This is a genomic window from Devosia soli (genome assembly GCF_000970455.1).
Classification (GTDB): domain Bacteria; phylum Pseudomonadota; class Alphaproteobacteria; order Rhizobiales; family Devosiaceae; genus Devosia; species Devosia soli.
The window spans coordinates 590,626-613,132 of the sequence record NZ_LAJG01000005.1 but is presented as its reverse complement, the minus strand read 5'-3'; the positions used below and the strand labels follow the sequence as shown (position 1 = coordinate 613,132).

General features: G+C 62.2%; 15 protein-coding genes. 5 read left to right on the top strand and 10 right to left on the bottom strand.

Annotation, left to right across the window (positions count from 1 at the left end; all coding sequences use genetic code 11):
• Positions 1 to 9 precede the first annotated feature (9 nt).
• From cimA to VW35_RS03695, 5 genes are all read left to right on the top strand, one after another.
• A complete protein-coding gene (cimA, locus tag VW35_RS03715) occupies positions 10 to 1,653 on the top strand; it encodes a citramalate synthase (RefSeq protein ID WP_046141583.1) in 1,644 nt (547 codons plus the stop codon).
• 145 nt (positions 1,654 to 1,798) lie between these two features.
• Positions 1,799 to 3,559 carry a LysM peptidoglycan-binding domain-containing protein gene (locus VW35_RS21900; RefSeq protein WP_052951470.1) on the top strand — a complete coding sequence of 587 codons (1,761 nt, stop codon included), beginning with the start codon at positions 1,799 to 1,801 and terminating at the stop codon, positions 3,557 to 3,559.
• A gap of 224 nt (positions 3,560 to 3,783) precedes the next feature.
• Positions 3,784 to 4,104, top strand: a complete 321-nt coding sequence (locus VW35_RS03705) for an ArsR/SmtB family transcription factor (protein ID WP_083982382.1) — start codon at positions 3,784 to 3,786, stop codon at positions 4,102 to 4,104.
• Positions 4,104 to 5,999: an ABCB family ABC transporter ATP-binding protein/permease gene (locus VW35_RS03700; RefSeq protein ID WP_046141582.1), complete on the top strand. Its 1,896-nt coding sequence runs from the start codon at positions 4,104 to 4,106 to the stop codon at positions 5,997 to 5,999. The genes VW35_RS03705 and VW35_RS03700 overlap by 1 nt, the downstream gene beginning before the upstream one ends.
• A gap of 160 nt (positions 6,000 to 6,159) precedes the next feature.
• Positions 6,160 to 6,633: a GNAT family N-acetyltransferase gene (locus VW35_RS03695; protein WP_046141581.1), complete on the top strand. Its 474-nt coding sequence runs from the start codon at positions 6,160 to 6,162 to the stop codon at positions 6,631 to 6,633.
• 100 nt (positions 6,634 to 6,733) lie between these two features.
• Here the strand turns inward: VW35_RS03695 and VW35_RS03690 are convergent, their stop codons facing one another.
• The 10 genes from VW35_RS03690 to VW35_RS03645 all read right to left on the bottom strand — a co-directional run bounded on the left by VW35_RS03690 (position 6,734) and on the right by VW35_RS03645 (position 22,419).
• The gene (locus VW35_RS03690) at positions 6,734 to 10,024 is read right to left on the bottom strand and encodes an efflux RND transporter permease subunit (protein WP_052951469.1); all 3,291 of its coding nucleotides are present in this window, start codon (positions 10,022 to 10,024) and stop codon (positions 6,734 to 6,736) included.
• Between the two features lie 11 nt (positions 10,025 to 10,035).
• The gene (locus tag VW35_RS03685; protein WP_052951468.1) at positions 10,036 to 11,307 is read right to left on the bottom strand and encodes an efflux RND transporter periplasmic adaptor subunit; all 1,272 of its coding nucleotides are present in this window, start codon (positions 11,305 to 11,307) and stop codon (positions 10,036 to 10,038) included.
• 16 nt (positions 11,308 to 11,323) lie between these two features.
• Positions 11,324 to 11,872: a PadR family transcriptional regulator gene (locus VW35_RS03680; protein ID WP_046141580.1), complete on the bottom strand. Its 549-nt coding sequence runs from the start codon at positions 11,870 to 11,872 to the stop codon at positions 11,324 to 11,326.
• Between the two features lie 173 nt (positions 11,873 to 12,045).
• The gene (gene cysQ, locus VW35_RS03675; RefSeq protein WP_046141579.1) at positions 12,046 to 12,873 is read right to left on the bottom strand and encodes a 3'(2'),5'-bisphosphate nucleotidase CysQ; all 828 of its coding nucleotides are present in this window, start codon (positions 12,871 to 12,873) and stop codon (positions 12,046 to 12,048) included.
• Positions 12,874 to 13,008: 135 nt separating this feature from the next.
• Positions 13,009 to 13,794 (bottom strand): SDR family oxidoreductase, encoded by a 786-nt coding sequence (locus VW35_RS03670; RefSeq protein WP_046141578.1) that lies wholly within the window; start codon positions 13,792 to 13,794, stop codon positions 13,009 to 13,011.
• Between the two features lie 83 nt (positions 13,795 to 13,877).
• Positions 13,878 to 15,155 (bottom strand): AGE family epimerase/isomerase, encoded by a 1,278-nt coding sequence (locus VW35_RS03665; RefSeq protein WP_083982380.1) that lies wholly within the window; start codon positions 15,153 to 15,155, stop codon positions 13,878 to 13,880.
• Between the two features lie 196 nt (positions 15,156 to 15,351).
• Positions 15,352 to 16,299, bottom strand: coding sequence for a class 1 fructose-bisphosphatase (locus VW35_RS03660; protein WP_046141577.1), 948 nt, complete (start codon positions 16,297 to 16,299; stop codon positions 15,352 to 15,354).
• 135 nt (positions 16,300 to 16,434) lie between these two features.
• Positions 16,435 to 21,111, bottom strand: a complete 4,677-nt coding sequence (locus VW35_RS03655) for an NAD-glutamate dehydrogenase (protein ID WP_052951467.1) — start codon at positions 21,109 to 21,111, stop codon at positions 16,435 to 16,437.
• Positions 21,112 to 21,499: 388 nt separating this feature from the next.
• Positions 21,500 to 21,778 carry a DUF6894 family protein gene (locus tag VW35_RS03650; RefSeq protein ID WP_046141576.1) on the bottom strand — a complete coding sequence of 93 codons (279 nt, stop codon included), beginning with the start codon at positions 21,776 to 21,778 and terminating at the stop codon, positions 21,500 to 21,502.
• Positions 21,779 to 21,879: 101 nt separating this feature from the next.
• Entirely contained in the window at positions 21,880 to 22,419 is a 540-nt protein-coding gene (locus VW35_RS03645) for a flavin reductase family protein (protein ID WP_161796850.1), read from the bottom strand.
• Positions 22,420 to 22,507: the final 88 nt, after the last annotated feature.

Below are 22,507 nucleotides of genomic sequence, written 5' to 3'. Positions count from 1 at the left end.
AGACCAAAAATGTCCCGAGATCGCCTCTACCTTTTCGACACGACCCTTCGCGATGGCGCGCAGACGGCCGGCGTGGAATTCTCGCTCGAGGACAAGGTCGCCATTATTGGTCTCCTGGAAGAGCTCGGCGTCGACTATATCGAAGGCGGCTATCCGGGCGCCAATCCGGTCGATACGGCCTTTTTCGAACAAAAGCGCACCAAGAAGGCCACATTTACCGCCTTCGGCATGACTAAAAGGACAGGGCGCTCGGCTGCCAATGACCCCGGTGTCCAAGCCTTGGTCAATTCCGCCGCCGCCGCTACCTGCTTTGTCGCGAAGGCTTGGGATTATCAGGTCGAACTCGCCCTCGGCTCCACCACCGACGAGCATCTCGAAGGCCTCGCCGACACGGTGCGCACCGCCGCCTCCGCCGGCAAGGAAGTACTCATCGATCTTGAACACTTCTTCGACGGCTTTAAAGCCAATCCGGAATACGCACTCTCCTGCGTCACCACGGCCCTCGATGCCGGCGCCCGCTGGGTGGTCCTCTGCGACACCAATGGCGGCACCATGCCCGCCGAAATCCGCGGAATCGTCGGCACGGTCCTAAAGTTCGCGCCCGGCGACAAGCTCGGCATCCATCCCCATGACGATACCGGCCAAGCCGTCGCCAATGCCCTCGCGGCGGTGGAGGCTGGCGTGCGCCAGGTTCAAGGCACGCTCAACGGCCTCGGCGAGCGCTGCGGCAATGCCAATCTGATCACCCTGATCCCAACGCTCGTTTTAAAACCTTATTACGCCGAGCGCTTCGAAACCGGCATCACCCCCGCCCACCTCGAACGCCTCACTCACATCTCCCGCGCCTTCGACGATCGCCTGAACCGTGCGCCAGCAAGACAGGCGCCCTATGTTGGCGCCTCCGCTTTTGCAACGAAAGCCGGCATCCATGCTTCGGCGCTCCTCAAGGATTTTTCGACCTATGAGCACGTCCCGCCCGAAAGCGTTGGCAATGAGCGCGCCATCATGGTCTCCCAGCAGGCGGGAAAATCCAACCTTCTGACGGCCCTCGCGCGCCACGACATCACGCTCGAAAAGGACGATCAACGCCTCGAAAAGCTCCTCGCCACCGTCAAGCAACGCGAAGCGCGCGGCTATTCTTATGACGGCGCCGATGCCTCCTTTGCCGTCCTTGCCCGCTCTGTGCTCGGCACGCTGCCGAGCTTCTTCGATGTCGAGCATTACCGCGCCATGGTCGAGCGCCGCCACAATGCGCAGGGCGAAGAAATCACCGTCACCGAAGCCGTTGTAAAGGTCCGCGTCCAGGGCGAATTGCTGATGTCCGTCGCCGAAGGCAACGGTCCCGTCAACGCGCTCGATCAGGCGCTGCGCAAAGATCTCGGCATTTATTCTTCGCGCATCGAAGACCTCGAACTCGTTGATTTCAAGGTCCGTATCCTGGACGGCGGCACGGGCGCGGTCACCCGTGTACTGGTTGAAAGCAAGGACAGCACAGGCGAGCGCTGGACGACGATCGGTGTTTCTTCCAACATCATTGATGCCTCGTTTGAAGCTCTGTATGAATCAATCACATACAAGCTGCTCAAGACTGAAGCCTCGCAGTCGTCCGCAGTATCGACGACCGCACGGCTGGCCCAGAAAGCTGCCGGATGAACACGCCCGGGAGGGTAAACTGGCCGAGACCGCACCGAAACGACCTCTTGCTCTGACGATTGGAGCTGCGGCCGTCACTATCTTCGTCATTGCTGCCGTATTTTCCGCCCCCACGGTCGTCACCTGCTTCAATAGCCCGGATGGCATGGGCCAGTGCATCCGCGGCAAGTTTGCCGAAGCCGGTCTCTTCCCCAACGAAACGACCACTGAAGTCGCCGCCGTCGAAGCGCCAGCCGCAACGCCGACACCCGCTCCGGAAGCGCCCGCCGAGGCTGACACCGCTCTGACGCCGCCCGCACTCGACGTCACGCCGCCGGCAGAGCCTGAAGCAGGCGCAGCCGATAAGGTCGTTGCTGCAACCTTCGGGCTGCTACGCGCCGAACCCGACGGCTCGGTGGTCATCGCCGGCAGCGGCACGCCGGGCAGCGAGGTCGAAGTTTTTTCCAATGGCGCACTGCTGGGCAGCGCCACCGTCGAAAATAGCGGAGACTGGGTGCTCGTGCCTGATGCGCCTCTGCCGCCCGGCGGCGTAGAGATCACCCTGGCCGAGCGCGGCAAGGAAGCACAGTCCGAGCAATCCTTTGTCGTTGTCATCAATGACGACAAGACCAGCCAGCCGCTCGTCGTCGCCAGCGTTCCCGGCCAGGCGAGCGAAGTCTTGCAAGGCTTGGACCGTCCGGCGCCGTCCGCGCCGACCCAGGTTGCGACTGCCGAGCAAACGGCTCCCGTCACCCCAGCGCCGGCACCGGCAGCGCCGGCCGCAACGCCGACGCCGCCCACCACCGCGACAGCAGCGCCCGTGCCATCGGCAGAGGCGCCAACCACGCCTGCACCCGCCGAGCAACCGTCCGCTCTGGCCACGCCGCCGGCTACGGTTCCGGCCATGCCGTCACCGGAAACAGCGCCGTCGCCAACGCCGGCTAGCCCGGCCACGCCGACGCCCAGCCAATCAATTGCCGGGACCAATCAGCCGGCGCAGCCAGTTCCGGCCCCCGAAGCCGCGCCAGCTCCATCGACTGAAACGGCGTCTCCTGCAGCGCCGGCCACCGAGCCTGCCGCTCCGCAAGAAACCACCGTTGCCGCAGCGCCCGCTGTAGAGCCCACGCCGGCACCGGTCGAAGCTCAGCAGCTTGCCGATATCCCGCCGACCATCGATGCCATCGAAATCGAAGGCGATCGCACCTTCTTTGCTGGCGGTGGTCCCGACGGCGGCGTGGTTCGGCTTTATGTCGATGATACCTTCATCGCCGATACCACGATTGAAGGTGGCCGCTGGCTGGTCGAGGCCGGCGCGGTTCTCGCTGCGCCAAGCCAGCGCGTTCGCGCTGACCTTCTCGGCCCTGGATCGTCCGACGTTCTCGCCCGGGTCGAAGTCGATTTCGTCGTCGACGTGCCGGCAGGCGAGGGCAGTGAGACTGCAGTTGCCAGCAACGATGCCGTGCCTGCCGAACAGCTAGCGCCAGCGGAGCCTAGCTCAACCTCGCCCGCCGTGACCGCGCCAAAGCCTTCCTCGCCCGCAGCCAATCCGCCGGCGGAAACGACTACCCAGGCCGCCGCCGATGCCCCAGCCCCGGTCGCTGAGGCTGAGATTCCAGCCACCGAGCCGAGCGAACCATCTGCCCCGCCCGCAACACCAGAACCTAGCGAAGTGCCGGCACCTGCGCAGCCACAGCCTGCCGCCGAACCGGCCGTCCCCACCATGGTCGCCGTATCCGTCGGCGGTCCCGATGCCCAGCGCTTTGCCTCTGGCAAGGCCATTATCCGCCGCGGCGACAATCTTTGGACCATTGCCCGCCGCGTTTATGGCGAGGGCATGAAATATACGACCATCTATGAGGCCAATGCCGGCCAGATCCGCGACCCCGATCGCATCTATCCAGGCCAGGTCTTCAGCCTCCCTCAATAAAAAATGGCGCCTCCGGGCGCCATTTTCGTTTGGTGCGGACAGCGAGCTTATCCCTCCAGATTTTCCAGCTGATGGAAAGACCGGAAGGGGGCGTGTAATCCGCCTCGCTCGCTCATCCCTGCCCAAAACCACCTTTATCTCCGCCGCACCGTACCCCGGGGATTGACCTTGCCGTCAATCCTCACCATGTTCATCGCCATTCACCGATCAAATCTGCCAGCCCCATGCACGACGACGACATTGCCAACATCATGAGAGCCCTTGGCCATCCGGTTCGGCTCAGCATCCTGCGGTTCCTCGCGAGCCAGCAGCAGCGCGAATGTTGCTGTGGCGATGTCACCGAATCCCTGCCGCTTGCCCAGTCCACCGTCTCCCAGCACATAAAAGTGCTGCTCGATGCCGGGCTGATCGAGCGCAAGCCCCATGGTACCCGCAATCGCTACATGATCCGGCAGGATCGATTGGCTGAACTCGGCACCGCCTTCGGCGGTTTGATTGAAGGTCTCAATCTCCGAGCCCCCCATAAGGAAGCGGAACCGGCCTAATGGCTAACAATCCCAATGAAAAGAAGCCGTCCGTTAACGCGGACGAAGGCTCGGTATTTTCTACCGTTCGCAATCTCTGGCCCTATATGTGGCCCGATGGCCGGCCCGATCTGAAGCTGCAGGTCGTGCTCGCCATCGGCGCTCTCCTCCTCAGCAAGGTCGCGACTACGCTCGTGCCCTTTGCCTATAAGGGCATCATCGACAGCCTCGATGGTACGGACGCCGATAGCCAGTTGATCATGGGCCTCGCGGTCCCGATCGTGCTCGTCGTCGCCTATGTGCTCGGCAACGTTTTTGACGCCGGCTTCCAGCAATTGCGCGACGTGCTCTTTGCCGGCGTCGGCCAGCATGCGGTTCGAAAACTCGCGCTCCAGACTTTTCATCACATGCACCGCCTCTCGCTGCGCTTCCATCTCGCGCGGCGCACCGGCGGCCTCTCCCGCGTCATCGAGCGCGGCGTAAAGGGCATCGAAACGGTCGTCCGTTTCGCCATGCTCAATATCGCGCCCACCATCGTCGAGTTCATCGTCGTCGCCATCATTTTCGTCTGGCTCTTCGGCGTCAGCTATCTTGGCGTCCTGGTGGTGATGATCTGGGCCTATCTCTATTTCACCATCAAGGCGTCCAACTGGCGTATCTCGATCCGCCGGGACATGAACAATTCCGACACGGACGCCAATGGCAAGGCGATCGACAGCCTCCTCAATTATGAAACGGTCAAATACTTCGCCAACGAGAAGATGGAAGCCGAGCGCTATGACGACGCCATGGCGAGCTATGAACGCTCGGCCATCCGCATCTGGACCTCGCTCGGCTGGCTCAACTTCGGCCAGGCGGTTATCTTCTATGGCGGTTTCCTGATCATTTCGATCATGTCGATCAATGGCGTCATGGCCGGCCGCCTGACGCTCGGCGATTTTGTCCTGCTCAACACCTTCCTGATGCAGATTTATCGCCCGCTTAATTTCATCGGTTTCGTTTACCGCGAGCTCCGTCAGGGCCTCACCGATATCGAAGAGATGTTCAAGCTCCTCGATAGGGATCCGGAAATTGTCGACAAGCCCGATGCCGCCCCGCTCAAGGTGACCGGCCCCGTCATCCGCTTCGAAGACGTTTCTTTCCACTATGATCCCGATCGCCCGATCCTCAAAGGCGTCAGCTTTGAAGTCCCGGCCGGCAAGACCGTCGCCATTGTGGGCCCCACCGGCGCCGGCAAGTCGACGATCTCGCGTCTCCTCTATCGCTTTTATGACGTCACTGGCGGCCGCATCACCATCGATGGCCAGGATCTTCGCGACGTGACGCAGGAAAGTCTCCGCTCGACCATAGGCATGGTCCCGCAGGACACGGTGCTCTTCAACGACACCATCGGCTACAATATCGAATATGGCCGCCCCGGCGCCTCGGAAGCAGACATCCACGCCGCCGCCCGCATGGCCCAGGTCGGCCCCTTCATCGAAAGCCTGCCCAAGGGCTATGAAACCCCGGTTGGCGAGCGTGGCCTAAAGCTTTCCGGCGGCGAAAAGCAACGCGTTGCCATCGCTCGCACGATCCTGAAAGCCCCCTCGATCCTCATCCTCGATGAAGCAACCTCCGCCCTCGATACCAAGACCGAACGCGATATCCAGGCGGCCCTCGACGAAGTCTCGCGCAATCGCACCAGCGTCGTTATCGCTCACCGTCTCTCGACCGTGATCAACGCCGACGAAATCCTGGTCCTCCGCGAAGGCCGCGTTGCCGAACGCGGCAATCACGCCGATCTCCTCGCCCAGAACGGCCTCTACGCCCAGATGTGGAGCCGCCAGCGCGAAGCCACCGAAGCCGAAGAAGCCCTGGCTCGCACCCGCGAAGACCCCGACGGCTTCGTCAAACGCGGCGCGCCGGCAGCAGAGTAGTTTGGGGCGGGGCGCTCTACATCGCCAACCACCGGCGTCCCCTTCTCCCCTGGTGGGAGAAGGGGCTCGAAGGGAGCATAAGGGGTTTGCTTTCAAAGGACCGGGTCGATTGTAAAACAAGCCCCTTACCCCGACATCCCACTCCGCCTAACCTCCCGCCATGGCAATCCACCTCAACCCCGCGCGGCCCGACCAAAAGCCGGTCATCGCAAATCTGATCCAGCTCTACCTCCACGACATGACCGCCTCCATGCCGTTCCCGATCGGCAAGGACGGGCTTTACCAATACGACTTCCTCGACCGCTTCTGGCGTTTCCCCTATCTCATCATGAGCAACAACGAGATCGCCGGCTTCGCTCTCGTTGTTGATGAATGTCCACTGACCGGGCGCGCTCCTTGCTGGTTCATGGCCGAATTTTTCGTCCTGAAAGCCTATCGTCAAAGCGGCACTGGCCGCTCCTCCGTCACGCAAGCCCTCGCTGCTCACCCCGGCCAGTGGCACATCGCCGTCCCCCACGCCAACACCGCCGCCCAACTCTTCTGGCGCAAAGTCCTCTCGGCTCGGGCCCCAACCACTCGCGACATTCAAGTCGATGGCGACAACTGGCGGATGCATGAGTTCGTGGCCGGCTAAATCAAGCTACTGAGCAATAAAGCAATGCGAGCAGACGCTGCGTACCCGCTAAGAAAAAAGGCCCGCATCGTTGCGGGCCTTTTCCTCTCTGTCGTCAAACCTATTCCGCAGCGTCGCGGCGCTCGTCCTTATCGCCGAGGCCGGCTTCCTTGGAGACGATGTAGCGCCGTGCTCCATCGGCATCGGGCGGAATCTCGACCGCCATGCCGTCAAAGCCTGCCGGAGTGGCCATCGCCGGTTTACGGCGGAAGCTCCCGATCCAGCTAGCGGTGCCCTTCATCTGGCGCCAGATCACGCTTGGGGCCGTCACCATCACCGGTACCATGACCAGCGTGAGCGCCGTCGAGAAAAAGAGCCCCGAAACCAGCGCGGCCGACAGGTGGATGAACCACGATCCTGCAAGCCCACCCACCACGATTTCGCGGCGGATGAAGTCGAACTCGACATTGGCCCACATCGGGATAACCCCGAGTGCGGTCAGGAACGCGGTCAGCAACACCGGGCGCACACGCTGGCTGACCGTCAGCAGCATAGCCTTGACCGGCTCCACATGCTGATGGCGGTTGTAGTCATTATAGGTGTCGATCAGCACGATGCCGTTCTTCACCACAATGCCCGCCAGCGCCACGATGCCAAGGCCCGTCATGATCGCCGAAAAGCTCATGCCTGTCGCGAGCATGCCCAAGAGCACGCCGGCCACTGACATGATGACGGTCGAGAGCGTCACCATCACCTGGTAGAAGCTGTTATATTCGAGCAGCAGGATGAAGAAGATCAGCGCCATGGCCATGCCCATCGCCGAAACGATGAAGGCATTGGCATCGCCCATCTGCTCTTCCGCGCCGCCGAAGGCGACATTGACGCTTTCGGGGAAGTTCTGCTCGCCGATCCACTTCTGCAACTCCGCGACCTTATCGGCCGCAAAGACGCCTTCGGGCAGGTTTTGCAGGCCCGCAGCCACGTTCATCACATAGACCTGGTTGCGCCTCTCGATATTGGCGACCTTGGGCACAGGGGTGCGGTTGATGAAGTTGGAGACCGGGATCATCCCGTTCGCCGTCGCAATCCGCATGGAGTCGAGCGCGTCAAAGGTGCGCTCGTCCTTGGGCAGGCGAACGCGGATATCGAGCTCGTCGCCTTCTTCGTCGCGATATGTGCCGAGCTTCACGCCATTGGTGATCAGCTGCACATAAGGCACGAGCTCACGCACGCCGATCCCATATTTGCCCGCCTCGGCACGATCGACCGTGATCTGCCAGTCGATGCCGGGGGAGGGGCGGCCGTCTTCGGCGTCGACCACTTCGGGCCAGGTGGCCAGATGATCGCGGATCGCAGTCACGACGGGCAGGAGGTCGTCATAGTTCTTGCTCTCGACCCGCATGTTCAGGTCTTTGCCCGCCGGCGGACCATTTTCCGCCGCCAGAACCTGGATATCGAGCCCGGCAATACCGGCAACGCGCTGGCGGATTTCGCCAAAGATCTGCTCTGCCTTGACGCGATGGTTCCAGTTGACGAGCTGCAGCTGGAAATTGCCGATCGTGTCGGGCGGCATGGTGCCAAAGGCGCCTGTCGTGCCGAACTGCATGATCACGTCCTGGATGCCTTGCACCTGCAAGAGCTGGTCCTCGACCTCGATCAGCATATCGCGGACCTCCTCGGGAGAATAATTGCCACGACCGACAACGGCCACTGTTGCATATTCCGGTTCCGAGGCCGGGAAGGCTTCCGATCCTGTCGGGTTCATCGAATAGGCGACAAAGATCGCCACGATAATGCCGAACCCCACGGCTAGCGTCGGTATGGGCCAGGAGATCAGCTTCTCCATCGCCCGAACATAGAACCCGGTAATGCCCGACACCTTCTTGGTGTCGAATTTGTCCGGATACATGACGATATCGGCCTTGGCTTTCGCCACCGGATCGACATGGGTCGAGGCGATCACCGAACCGATCACCGGCATGAAGATCAGCGCCGAGATGAACGATGCGATCATGACGATGATCACGATCATCGGCAGGTAGCTCATGAACTTGCCGATGATGCCCGGCCAGAATAGGAGCGGAATGAAAGCGCCCAGCGTCGTTGCGGTGGCGCCCACCACCGGCACGAACATCTTGCGCATGGCCATGATAAAGGCCTCGCGCTTCGGCACGCCCTCCTGCAGCTTTCGCTCGGCATATTCGACGACCACAACAGGATCGTCGACGAGCACCCCGACGGCGATGACGAGCCCGAACATCACCATCATATTGATGGTCATCCCGAGCATTTCGGCAACGAGAAACGCCATCATGAACGAGAGCGGGATCGATAGGCCGATCATCAGCGCGGGGCGAACACCCAGCGTTGCGATACAGGTGATCAGCACCAGTGCGACGGCGGTCAGAACGGCAGCTTCGAGCGACCGGAAGAGGTTGGTGGTTGTCTCTGCCTGGTCAAGGAAGAAACTGTAGCTCACCCCGTTTGGCCAGCTCTTGGCCAGTTCCTCGGTCGTCTGCCGAACCTTGGTCGACACGTCGATAATGTTGGTGCCGATTTTCTTGGAAACGCCCAGGATCTGCGCCGGCGAGCCATTGACCTGAGTATATTCGGTGGCGTCGGCCAGCGTCCGGGTAATGGTCGCGACATCGCCGAAGGTCACGACCGTGTTGCCATCGGTCTTGATCGGCAGGTCGTAGACGTCCTGCGCATTGCTGATCAGGCCCGGCACTTCGATATTGAACGAGCCCTGTCCGGTGTTGAGCGTACCGCCGGGCACGACCATGTTGTTGCGCGAGAGCGCATCGAGCAACTGGCTTGCGGTGAGCCCATAGGCTTCAAGACGCAAGAGGTCGATGCGGACTTCAAGCTGTTCCTTGCGCGAGCCCGACAACTTGACTTCGCGCACATCGCCCAGCGCTTCGAGCGCGTCCTGCAGCTCTTCGGCGCGGCGTGTCAGTTCCTTTTCCGGCGCGGTGCCATAGACGGCGACCGACATGATCGGGCCGATGAAGTCGACTTCGCTGACGGTGGGGTCATCGGCATCGGCAGGCAGCTTGGCCTTGACGGCGTCCATCTTGGCGCGCGTGTCCTGCAGCGCCTGGTCCTTGTCGGTGTTGATGTCGAATTCGAGCAGCACCGAAGCATGGCCGGTGGTCGAGGTCGACGAGATGTTCTGCAGCCCCGGCAGGTTCGCCAGTTCTTCTTCGGCCGGCTTGGCCAACAGGTTTTCCGCGTCGCGCGGCGAAACACCGGTCTGGCTGATCGACACGTAGAGATAGGGCACGTCGATAGCCGGGAAACTTTCCTTGGGCATGGAAAGGTAGGCCGCCGTACCAGCCGTCAGGACGATCACCATGACGGTGAGGACGACCCTGGGCATCCTCAGGATTTTTTCGATGAAATCGAGCATGGGGTGCGTCCTTAGCCGGCTACGGGTTCAGAAGGGGCAGTCGCAGTCGCGGGGCTGGCCTTCACGGCCTGTCCGGCAGTCACACTTTCCTGGCCGACGGTGATCACGTCGGCGGTCACCGGCAGGCCCGTTACCCACACGCCTTCGCGCGTGTCGCTGACGATGGTGACAGCGTGGAAGGCGACAACGCCATTTTCCACCGTGCGCACGCCCAGTGTACCTTCATCGTCGAGCGTCAGCACCGACTGGGGCAGCAGATGGCCGGGCGCAGCGCCGAGATTGACCTTGGCTTCCGCCGTCACGCCGTCCTTGATGGCAAAGTCGGGGTTCGGAATTTCGATTTCGACCGGAAAGGAGCGGGTCGCATTGTCGGCCTGTGAGGCGATATAGGTCACCTTACCCTCGACGCTCTGGCCCGTCACCGTCGTGATCTTTGCCTCAAGCCCGATCTTGGCAAGCCCGATATGTTTTTCCGGCACCATGCCGGCAAAGACCATCGGGTCGAGCTGGACGATGGTGGCGCACGCTCCGCCAGCATTCAGCATCGAGCCCGCCGTCGCGACAGGGTCTTGCACGAGCCCGGCCACCTTGGCGGTGATTTCGGTGCGATCGAGTTCGGCCTGGGCATTGTCAAGCCCGGCGGCAGCCTGGCTCACGCCGGCCTTGGCCTGGGCAAGTGCCACTTCGGCAGCATTGGCCGTGTTGGCGGCGGCCAGACCGCGCTGGCGCAGGTCGGCATTGGTATCAAAGTTCAGCTGCGCCTGGGCGAGCGCGGCATTGGCCTGATCGACAGCAGCCTGCGCCTGGGCGACGGCAGCAGCGCGTGTGCCCTGGTCGAGCGTGCAGAGGGCATCACCCACATTGACCCGCTGACCCTTGGTGACATGCACGACATCAACCGTGCCGGCGGTTTCGGCGACGGCGGTGACACTCGATTTGGCCTGGGTGCGGCCACGCAGCGGCACTTCGATGGGCATCGGCTGCGCAGTGAAAGTCTGCGTCCGCACATCCGGCATTGGGGCATTCGCCCCTGTTGTTTCTTCGTTGCGCTGGGCGATCGTCAGTGCCGGATCGGTTTCGGGTTCATGGTGTTCGGCCAAAACGCCGGCATCGGCCAATGCCGTTGCGACCGGACCATGGTCCTCGCCCTCGATGACCGAGATGATCGGCTTTTCGCCCTTTCCCGGACCATTCCCGCCCATGACGAGTGTTCCGGTCGAAAGCCACGCACCGGCTCCCAGAAGAATGAGCAGCGCGAGCCCATAGGAAAACAATGCACGCATAGAATAGTCGCCCCCTTTATTCCGCCGCGTCCTTGCGTTGCTCGGCTCGCGATAAGTTGATCAGTTCGTGCATATGGGTGCGCAGATAATTTTCCGCAACGTCCAAAACGGCACGACCGTAATTGATGACCCAGCAGTCCGCCGGGCTACATTTTCCATCCGCCTGGCCCTGTTCCAGCCGCTGACGATCTTTGGCAATGCGCTCGATATGTTCTTCAGCCCGCTGCGCCACGAGGTTTTGCGGCAAGATGCTGACAAATCGTGCCAGCAGGAGAAACGGGCTGCGAAAAACGTCCTCCCCTATGGGGCCGGACAAATCTTCCGCGAAGGCTTCGCGGCCCGCCTCGGTGATCGAATAGACCTTACGCGCGGGCTTTCCCTCCTGCGGCACGGTGCGGCTCGTCACCAGCCCATCTTCCTCGAGCTTGGCGAGCGCGGGATAGATCGAGCCGAAGCTCGCCTCGGTAAAATAGGCAAATTCGCCTTCCGAGGCCATGCGACGGATATCGTAGCCTGTGGCTTCGCCCTCATAGAGAACCGATAGGCAAAGCGTCCGCACGTTCATCAAGCACCATCCTGAGACCTATTTCGGTCCGATATATGCTCGGGCTATATAACCTCCACCCTCGCACGGCAAGATTTACGGGGCGCGGGATCGCGCAGATCAGTTAAGCGTCCCTTGCATGCCGCCCGAAATTTCCCCAATACAGTCTTTAGGGGTGTCAGATTGCGGCAGCGTTACGCGAGCAAGACCTGCATCTCCTTGGCGGCGCGCTGTGCCAAGTCAAGGCTCGCTGCGGCGACGAAATAGGGATTCAAAAAACCCAGCGTGTGCTTGCCGTAGCGCATCGGTGCACCATCGAGTGTTACCACGGCCCCGCCGGCTGCTTCCAGCACTGCTTGGCCCGCCGCCGTGTCCCATTCGCAGGTTGGGGTAAAGCGCGGGTAAAGCTGCGCGTCGCCGCGCGCCAAAAGGCAGAATTTGAGCGACGATCCCACCGACACATCGCTTTCGACATCAAAGCTCTCGCAAAGCTGTTCGAGCGCCGCATGGCCATGCGATCGGCTGGCAACGATCCGCAGCCGCGGCAGCCATCCGATGCTGATCGGTGCGCGCGCCGTCACGACGCTGTCGACTATCTTGCCGGCCCATGCACCATCCGCATCGCCAACGAAAATCTCGCCCGTCACCGGCGCCAGCACCACGCCCATTGTCGGCCTGCCGTCTTCGACCAACGCGATATTGACGGTAAATTCCCCGTTCCGCTTGATGAATTCCTTGGTGCCATCGAGCGGATCGACCACGAAATACCGATCGCCCAGTTCGGGAATAATCCCCGCCGCCACGCTCTCTTCCCCGAGCACCGGCACCCCGGTCCCGGCAAGATGGGCAATGATGATCTTCTCTGCCGCCGCATCCGCCTCGGTCACCGGCGACCCATCAGATTTTTTGACCGCATGGATCGGCCGAGCATAAACCTCGAGAATAACCTGTGCCGCCGCAATCGCCGCCGTAACGGCAAGATCGGTCAAGCTCTGAAACGAAGCGGGCAGGGGATCGGACATGACGGACACTTGCGCAAAGAAATCCGCCGTTCTCTACGCCTCTCCCGCCGCCCTGACAATCACGGCTCTATATCCACCCGCGAGCCACCGGCCGATCCCTCCCCCTACCAGCGGGAGGCTAGGTGGGGGTAACCCCTACCGCAGCAAACTCTGCCCGCCATCGATCCAAAGCGGCGATCCCGTGATATGCCGTGACGCATCCGACACCAGAAACAACACCGCCTCGGCCACATCCTCGGCCTTGCCCGGCTTGCCATCGGTGATCGGAATATCCCCCTTCGGAAATTTTACCGGAATCTCCGTCTTCTCCGTCCCGCGCTGCTCGGTATTGTCGTCGATCTCGCTCTCGATGGCGCCTGGACAGATAGCATTCACCCGGATTTTCCGCGGCCCCAGTTCCAGCGCCAGCTGCTGCGCCATGGCCACCTGCGCGGCCTTGGTCGCCGAATAGGCCGAGGCGCCCGGCGTCGTAAACGTGCGCGTACCGTTGATCGAGGAAATGATCACGATCGCCCCGCCACCGGCCGCTTCAAGCTTAGGCACGGCATGATGGATCGTGAGATAGGTGCCGCGCAGATTGACCGTAGTCGTCTTGTCCCACTCATCAGGCGTAATATCCTCGATCGGCGCCCAGACCCCATTGATCCCGGCATTGGCAACGACAATGTCGAGGCTACCGAACTTTTCGACCACCGTCTCGATGGCCTTTTTCATATCCGCATCGCTCGACGTATCGCCCGGAATGCTGATCGCCGTCCCGCCCGCCGCCTCGATTTCCGCGGCCACCTTATCGATCTCTTCCTTGGTCCGGCTCAAGACAGCCACCTTCGCGCCCGCCTTGGCCAGGCGCAGTGCCGTTGCCTTACCCAGCCCCGAACCGGCTCCCGTTACCAGCGCCGCCTTGTTGCTCAGATCGTTCATGGTTTTCTCCTGTTCGAGAGCCAGAACGCAAAAAGGGCGCCAGGGTTGACCCCGACGCCCCAATCTCTCGTGACGAGGCGGGCTTAGTGGCTGCCGCGCGTCGTATGGTCCTGCTCGATAATGCCGTGCGTTAAGCTTCCCGTCGCCGGATAAAGCGGAATGAGGCAGGCCTGTAGCGCGTGATAGATATCGGGCTTGCCGACAAAGAGGTTTGACGCCGGCGTCAGGTCTTCGGACAATTCGCTGAGCCAGCCGCCGCGCGCATGGTCGATCACATGGTTCTCGGCATAGTCCCAGAGCTTGCGATACCAGGCCTGGAAATAATCCTCGTTGTCATGGGCCGAAATGTAAGCCGCTGCGCCAATCGCCTCGGCCACCGGCCACCACAGCTTTTCGCGGATCGCCGGCTTGTCGTCCCAGTCTAGCGTATAGAAAAAACCGCCATGCACCTTGTCCCAGCCAAGGTCGACCGAGGCGCGGAAGAGGCTCCGCGCCGCATCGGTCATCCAGCTATGCTGCTTCTGCCCGAGCACCCAGAGCTGATAGAGCAGCCGCGACCATTCGAGCCAATGCCCCGGCGTCGTGCCGGACGGGCGGAACATCTCGTTCTCGTGCTTATAATTCTTGTCGACGCCCCAGTTCTCGTCGAAATGCTCGGCCACCCGATGTCCCAGCGGCACGGCATTGTCGCGGATGATCCGCTGCGCGATCCGCTCGGCTTTCTTCAGATAATCCTTGTTGCCCGTCGCCTCATACGCCGCCATCAGCGCTTCGGTCAGGTGCATGTTCGAATTCTGCCCGCGATAGCCCGGCACTTCGACCCAGTCGGCGCTAAATTCCTCGCGTACCGCTCCGGCCTTGTCGTCCCAGAACCGGCGCTCGACCACTTCGGTCACATCGGCGATCACCTTATCGGCCAATGGATGCCCGACGAGCTTGGCGCTCGAACCGGCCAGCAGCACGAAGGCATGCCCATAAGCCTGCTTGACGCTATCCTTTACCCCATTGTCATCAAGCGACCAGAAATAGCCGCCACGCTCCGCATCGCGATGTTTTTCCCAAAGATAGCGCATCCCATGATCGATGATCTCGTCCGATCCCGGCCGCCCGATCAGGCTGCCGATCACGGCGCAATGGATCATGCGCGTCGTTACATGGATCTGCCGCAGGCCATTGTCTTCCCCGAGCGGAAAGCCGTCATCGTCGAGTTCGAAAAACCCACCCTTGGGGTTGATCGACGCGGCTTCGAAAAAGTCGAACAGGTCGTTGGCCTGCCGCATCAGATACTGACGGTGAAAAGGCCGCTTCTGCCACGGGCTGGCATTGGTGCGGGGCAGGGAAAGGGTCGGCTCGCTCATCATATCTCCCCTCCGGCCATCACTGCCGGATGTTGCCACGCTTCTACCGACACAATCGCAACGTTGCAATTTTTCAGTATGTAGTCAGCTAACTCTCATTTAGAGAGCGCGATCTCACGCCGTCCATTCTTCTGCAAACTGGATTGCCGGGACAAGCCCGGCAATGACGTCAAGCTACAAAGCAGTGCTCACCGAGCAATCACCCCTTGGCATACCACCCCTCAACCCGCTTCACTTCCTCCGCCGATCCCAAGATCACTGGCACACGCTGGTGGATCCCCGTCGGCACGATCTCCAAAATCCCAATCGTCCCGGTCGTCGAAAGCCCACCGGCCCCCTCGACCAGCCAGGCCATTGGGTTCGCCTCATAAAGCAGCCGCAAGCGTCCGCCCTTGCTCACCGTCTCGCTGTCGAGCGGATAAAGGAAAATCCCGCCGCGCATCAGGATGCGGTGGATATCGGCCACCATCGACCCCACCCAGCGCATATTATAGCGCTTGCCGGCCGGCCCCGTTTCCCCCGCCACGCTGTCCTTCACATATCCCGTCGTCGCCGCATCCCAAAACCGCTCGCGCGCCGTATTGATCGCGAACTCGCCCGAGGCTTCCGGCACTTTCGCCGCCACCACTGTCTGCAGCCATTCGCCCGCAGCACTGAGCGTAAACACCGAGACATCGCCCTTGATCCGGATGACCAGGCTCGTCGCCGGCCCATAGGCGACATACCCCGCCGCCGCCTGGGCTCTGCCCTGCTGCAACAACCCACCCGCGCTCGGCAACACGGAGAAGATCGTGCCCACAGTGACATTCACATCGAGATTGGATGACCCATCGAGCGGATCGGTCGCGACGAGATAGGCGCCCCCCTCTGCCAGATGTACCGCCTCATCCAACTCCTCCGAAATCAACACAGCCACCGCCGCATTACCGGTCAAGTGCTTGAGCACGACATCATTGGAAATGACATCGAGCGCCTTCTGCGCCTCGCCTTGCACATTGGTGTGCCCCGCCAGCCCCGTCTGCCCGGCAATCGGCGCCTCCCGCAAAACCCCCGAAAGCTCCGCACTCGCCGCCGCCATGCTCAAAACCACCGAAGCCAGCGCCGCATCATCCGTCTCAGTCTCAAGCCATTGGGCAAGCGTGGTCATAGGCAACTCCATGTTTGGCGATCACTCTGGTCATTAGGACCAAACGAACAAGACAGACTTTGGGCTTATGAGACAGGGAGCCACCACCTCTCCCTTTGGGGGAGAGGTCGACGCGAAGCGTCGGGTGAGGGGGCCTCACCCCTCCCGCGCCAAATCCCCCAGCAACCCCGCCGCCACGCTCAGCCGCGACACTGTCGCTGCGCCGCCCGTCAGCTCCGTCACCGCCTTCACCGTCCGCGCGATCCCCGCATCATGCTTGGCCCGCCAAGCATCGATATCCCCCGCCGCCAGCACATCCGCCGTCAAATCCCGCACCGCGCGCATGAGGTTGGCCAGCGCCCGATCAAGCGCCATCCGGTCGAACCGATCGCTCAGCGCAATCGCTCGCCCTTCCTCGACAATGCGGAAGAAATCGAACAGCCCTGCCACCCCAAAGAAGGCCCGCGCCGCCTCGTCATGTTCGACCCCGGCCCGCTCGGCGACCAAAACCACGTCGCTCGCAAAACTGAGCACCGGCATCTGCCCGATCCGCCGCGCCAGGTCCTCGGCGACCCCATGGCTGATCAAAGCGTTGACCCGCGCCGAAAGCGCCTCGCGTTCCTTGGCCGGCAGCAGCGTGTCGACCTTGCTCCGGAGCGTCTCGACGCCGGCCTGATGCCTCCGTACCAGATCGGCGACATCGCTCCCCGCCACATTGCCATTGCGCAGGAACCACAGCGTCTCGCGCCGCAGCAAGGCCTCGACCTGCGCATAAAGCGCCAGTTGCACGCTGCCCGGCACCACGGTGTCGAGCGCGTCGATCGCGGCATTGAGCTCGGTCAGCCCATAGATGTCGCGCACCGCCGCATAGGCCAGCGCCACATCCCCGGCACTCGCGCTCGTCCCCGCCGTCAGCTCCGACACATAAGCCGGTCCGCCGCGATTAATCATCGCATTGGCCAGCACTGTTGCGATCACCTCGCGCTTCAACCGATGCCCTTCAACGGCCTCTGGATAGGCCTCGTGCAGCGTCTGCGGGAAATAACGGAAGAGTTCATTGGCAAGATAAGGCGCGTCGAGTGCCGTGCTCGCCATCAGGTCGTCGAACAGCGACAGCTTGGCATAGGCAAGGATCACCGCCAGTTCCGGCCGCGTCAGTGCCTTGCCCTGCGCTGCCCGCGCATCCAGCACCGCATCGCTCGGCAAAAACTCCACCGCCCGATCCAACCGCCCACGCTCTTCCAGTGCCTCGATCAGCCCGCGATGATCCGGCAGTTCGGCCGTCCCCGCGCGCTCAGCCAGCGATAACGCCAGGGTCTGCAGATAATTATTCCGCAAACAAAGCGCGGCCACCTCATCGGTCATAGTCGCCAGAAACGCATTCCGCGCGTCCTCAGCCAGCGCGCCCGAAGCGACGACGGGCGCCAGCGCAATCTTGATATTGACCTCAAGGTCAGACGAATTCACGCCCGCCGAATTGTCGATGGCGTCGGTATTGATCCGCCCACCGTTGAGCGCAAAAGCGATGCGCCCGCGCTGCGTGACGCCAAGATTAGCCCCTTCGCCGATCACCTTGGCCCGAACCTCACTCGCCGTCACGCGGATCGCGTCATTGGCGCGATCGCCCACGGCTGCGTCGTCTTCTTCCGCTGCGCGGATATAGGTGCCGATGCCCCCGAACCAGAGCAGATCGACCTGCGCCGTCAAAATCGCCCGCATCACTTCGGCCGGCGTCGCGGTGGCCTTTTTCAGCCCCAGCAGCGCCTGCATCTCCTCGGTCAGCGCAATCACCTTGAGGCTGCGCGGAAACACGCCGCCCCCGGCCGAAATCAGGCTCTTGTCGTAATCCTGCCAGCTCGACCGGGGCAGGGCGAACAGCCGCTGCCTTTCAGCAAAGCTCTTGGCCGCATCGGGCTCGGGATCGATGAAAATATCGCGGTGATCGAACGCCGCCCTGAGCCGGATTTCCGGCGAAAGTAGCATGCCGTTGCCGAAAACGTCCCCGCTCATATCGCCAACGCCGACCACGCTGAACGGCTCGCGCTGGATATCGCGGTTCATCTCGCGGAAATGCCGCTTCACCGCTTCCCAGCCGCCCCGCGCGGTAATGCCCATCTTCTTGTGGTCATAGCCAACCGATCCACCCGAGGCAAAGGCATCGCCGAGCCAGAAGCCGCGCCCCAAGGCGATGGCATTTGCCGTATCCGAAAAGCTCGCCGTGCCCTTATCGGCCGCGACGACCAGATAGGGATCGTCGCCATCCCGCCGCATTGTTTCGGCTGGCGGCACGACAGCGCCTTCGATCAGATTGTCAGTCACATCGAGCAGCGCGCCGATGAAAATCTTATAGCTCTCGGTCCCCTCGGCCATGAACGCCTCGCGCGCCATCCCGGTCACGAGCCGCTTGGGCACGAACCCGCCCTTGGCGCCCACCGGCACGATCACTGCATTCTTGACCTGCTGCGCCTTGACCAGTCCCAAGACTTCCGTGCGGAAATCCTCGGGCCGGTCCGACCAGCGAATGCCGCCTCGAGCAATGGCGCCAAAGCGCAGATGCACGCCCTCGACGCGCGGCGAATAGACCGAAATCTCGCGATAAGGCCGGGGCGCCACCATCCCGGCGACGGCAGCGGAATCGAACTTGATCGCCAGCGCCGGCCGCCTTGCGCCCGTCTCGTCGCGCTGAAACGCATTGGTCCGCAGCGAAGCATCCATCAGGTTCAAAAACCGCCGGATAATCGTGTCCTCGTCGAGCGAACTTGTCGCTTCGAGTTGCGCCGCGATCGTGTCGCGCGCCGCCGCCTCCGCCATGCCGCGGCTTTCGAGCTTCGGATCGTGCAGCGCTGAAAAGAGCGTCACCAGCGCCTTGGCCGCCTCCGCCTGCGTCACCAGCACCTGCGCGATATAGCGCTGCGAATAGGAAATCCCGATCTGCCTGAGATAGCGCGACAGCGCACGCAACAGTGCTGCCTCCGTCCAGTCGAGCCCAGCCTGCGTCACAAGCGTATTGATCTGGTCGCTTTCGGCGAGCCCCGCCCAGACGGCCAGCAACCCATCCTCGATCGCCTTGCCGCGCAGCGCCACGTTGAGCTCGCCCCCGGTCGCCGGCGCCAAAACCATGTCATGGATAAACCGCTCGACCCCATCCCGCGGCACCACCGTATAGGTCCGCTCGTCGATCACCTTGAACCCAAAGTGCTCGAGCATGGGCACGCGATCGCTGAGCGCAATCGCCCCACCCTTGGAATAGAATTTGAGCCCCAGCGCCCCCTCCGCGCCCTCGCGCGTCCGTAGTTTAAGGGCAATCTGCCCCTCGGCCAGCGCCCGCAAGGCGGCAATATCGGCCAGTGCATCCTCGGCCGTATTGCGCGATTGATAGGCCTGCGAAAAAGCCGAGCGATAGTCGCTGATCTCGGCCGGGTCTGTTGCACGCGCCTGCAAAAGGTCCGAAAAATCCTGCGTCAGCCCCTCAACCCGCGCTTCGAGCACCGTGCGCGTCGGCTTCGGCGTCGGCCCACTCAGTCGCCCGATGATCACATGCAGCCGGACCAGCTCACCCTCGGGAAAGTGCGGATAATAGGCCGAAACCCGCCCGTCATAGACCTCGGCGAGATAGCGCGTGATCCGCGCCCGCACGTCGCCGTCATAGCGATCGCGCGGCACGAAAACGAGCACCGAGACGAAATTGTCGAACCTGTCGATACGCGGCAGGACGCGCACCCGCGGCCGGTCGTAAAGCCCTGCAATCGCCTCGGCAAATTCGGCCAGTTGCGCGATGTCGATCTGGAACATCTCGTCGCGCGGATAAGAATCAAGCGCACTCAGGAGCGCCCGCCCCGCATGCCCCAAGGGATCGAGCCCGCTCTTGCGCATCACCTCGGCAATCTTGCGCCTGATGATCGGCACTTCGGTATGCGGCGTCGCCAGCGCCTGGGCCGTAAAGAGCCCGACAATGCGCAATTCCCCGCGCACCGCGCCATCGGCCCCATAAATCTTGACCCCCACATAGTCCATGTGCTGCCGCCGATGCACGCGCGAGCGCACATTGGCCTTGGTCACTAGCAGCGGCTCTGCCGTCTGCAAGAACGCCACGAGTTCGGGCGTTGAATCCACATAGACCTGCCCATTGCGCAGCACTTTGAGGTTTTCGTCGCGCCAGAGGCCCAGCCCGGTTCCGGCCATGGGCACCAGTTCCGCGCCCTCGAGCCGATATTCCTGCACGCCCAAAAACGTAAAATTATGCTCGGTCAGCCATTCGAGAAACCGCGCCGGTTCATCGCGCAGCGCCGGCTTGACGCCATTGAGCCCGGTCATCGCCTGCCGCACCCGGTCGAGCATGGCCCGCCAATCGACCACCGCCCGCGACACATCGGTCAGCGTCGCCCGGATTTCCTCCTTGAGCGCCGCAAGGTCCGCCACCGGTTCGCTGAGGATATTGAGGACGCTGATCGCCGCGCCCCCCGTCTCGACCACCTGCGCCTGGTTCACATGTACTACGGGATGCGCAAAAAGCCGGATCGTCCCACCCATCGCCCGCAAGGCTGCCAGAGTGGAATCAACGATAAACGGCATATCGGGCGAAATCACATCGATCGCGAGCAGTTCGCCCGGCGCCGTCGGCGGCGTCATCTGGATGCGCGTTTCCTGGAGCGGCCCGAAAATCGCCGCCGCATGGCTCCGCTTCAGCGCCGTGAGGAACGTCTCGGGATCCTGCCGGGCGAGATCGTCCGGGTCGGTCGCCTTGATCGCCGCAAAAAGAAACCGCTCGAGACTCGAATCGCTTCCAGCCACAGCCTTGGCCTTGTCAAAAAAAGCCCAGGTCCGCTCGTCCATACGCCGCTCCCACGATGATTTGCCGCGCCAGTCTATCAGGCTCGGCTCGCCTGTCGCCACTCAGACGCCCTCATGCGGCAAATCTCGGACAAGCCGATGACCATGGCGGCATTTCATTGGAACGTCACAAAGAGGTAAAGCATTTCTGCGTCCCGGGCCGGTACGAACCATTTACATCTTGTTAATGCCGACCCATCTGGTAGTCTTTGTCGCAATCAGCGGTGGGGCCCACATGCCAAACTACTCAATGCTCGTTTCCTATGCGGCGCTCGCAGCAGCCCTCGTTCTGGGCTTCATGGTCACGGCTCACGCCGGTCCGCTGTTTTTCTGATTTCAGTGTGCAGCCTAAGCCGGGCAAAACGCCGTCGGCTCGCGCCTTCCGGCCTGCCTAGTGCACCGTGGCCGGCGTGATTTCGCCGCCCGAACCATCGCCGATCTTCGGACCGGCCCAAAACACCACATAGAGCAGTTCTTCCCCTGTGGCATCGGTGATTTCGATGGTCCGGGGCAGGCCGACGGCGCCATTCTGACCGGCCAGCCGGTCGATGATCGCCTTACCCAGTTCAGCCGCCTGATGTTCCGCCGCTTCGAGATCGGGGTGGTCGCTGCCCGCTTCGTCGCGGATCAGTTCCTCATCGGTGCGATAGTGGAAAAAGTAGCGTGGCACTGCTGCCTCCTGGAGAGGTGGCAAACGCGGGCGCTGGCGCAGCGGTTGCCGGTTCCAGAGTGAATCGGGAAATCGATTTCAATGTGGCAGTTTGTCCGGCCTCAGTCCACGCCTTGCAATGCGTGATAGCCATGCCGCTGCCAGATTAGGGGCGCACGTCCGGCATGCGTTTCGGCTTCGACGATCGCCCCGGCAAACAGCACATGTGTCCCGGTCTCGATAGAGCCGATGACTTCGCAATCGATCACCGTCATGGCGCCATCGAGCAAGGGCATTCCGGATGGCCACTCGGTCCAGCGTCCCAGGCTGAAGCGGCTTTCCGCCGGCACCTTGCCCGCAAACGCATCGGCAATCTCGGCCTGATCGGATGCCAGCATGGCAAGGGAAAACTGCCGCGTCTTCGCGATGAAATCAGCAAGGCGGCTAACGATATCGATCGAGATCAGGACGCTTGGCGGTGTCGCCGAAAGCGACATGACGGCGGTCACCGTTCGTCCCACGCGTTCGTCGCCCCGGCGCCCCGTCACCACGGAAACGCTCGACCCCATGGAAGACAGCGCCGCGCGAAATTCCGCCGCCGTGACCACTGGCCGGTCGGTCGGGCGAAGCGTCATTGTGTCGGGCAGGTCGAAATCGGCCATTATCGTCATATCCAAGGCCGTACTCACGCCTCTAGAAAATAAGTGAGAGCAACACGAAGGTCGCTCTCACAACGCGTCAAACCCGGCT

Coding starts and splice junctions, on each gene's coding strand:
- cimA (WP_046141583.1), top strand. CDS start 10: ATGTCCCGAGATCGCCTCTACCTTTTCGACACGACCCTTCGCGATGGC.
- VW35_RS21900 (WP_052951470.1), top strand. CDS start 1,799: ATGGGCCAGTGCATCCGCGGCAAGTTTGCCGAAGCCGGTCTCTTCCCC.
- VW35_RS03705 (WP_083982382.1), top strand. CDS start 3,784: ATGCACGACGACGACATTGCCAACATCATGAGAGCCCTTGGCCATCCG.
- VW35_RS03700 (WP_046141582.1), top strand. CDS start 4,104: ATGGCTAACAATCCCAATGAAAAGAAGCCGTCCGTTAACGCGGACGAA.
- VW35_RS03695 (WP_046141581.1), top strand. CDS start 6,160: ATGGCAATCCACCTCAACCCCGCGCGGCCCGACCAAAAGCCGGTCATC.
- VW35_RS03690 (WP_052951469.1), bottom strand. CDS start 10,024: ATGCTCGATTTCATCGAAAAAATCCTGAGGATGCCCAGGGTCGTCCTC.
- VW35_RS03685 (WP_052951468.1), bottom strand. CDS start 11,307: ATGCGTGCATTGTTTTCCTATGGGCTCGCGCTGCTCATTCTTCTGGGA.
- VW35_RS03680 (WP_046141580.1), bottom strand. CDS start 11,872: ATGAACGTGCGGACGCTTTGCCTATCGGTTCTCTATGAGGGCGAAGCC.
- cysQ (WP_046141579.1), bottom strand. CDS start 12,873: ATGTCCGATCCCCTGCCCGCTTCGTTTCAGAGCTTGACCGATCTTGCC.
- VW35_RS03670 (WP_046141578.1), bottom strand. CDS start 13,794: ATGAACGATCTGAGCAACAAGGCGGCGCTGGTAACGGGAGCCGGTTCG.
- VW35_RS03665 (WP_083982380.1), bottom strand. CDS start 15,155: ATGATGAGCGAGCCGACCCTTTCCCTGCCCCGCACCAATGCCAGCCCG.
- VW35_RS03660 (WP_046141577.1), bottom strand. CDS start 16,299: ATGACCACGCTTGCCCAATGGCTTGAGACTGAGACGGATGATGCGGCG.
- VW35_RS03655 (WP_052951467.1), bottom strand. CDS start 21,111: ATGGACGAGCGGACCTGGGCTTTTTTTGACAAGGCCAAGGCTGTGGCT.
- VW35_RS03645 (WP_161796850.1), bottom strand. CDS start 22,419: ATGGCCGATTTCGACCTGCCCGACACAATGACGCTTCGCCCGACCGAC.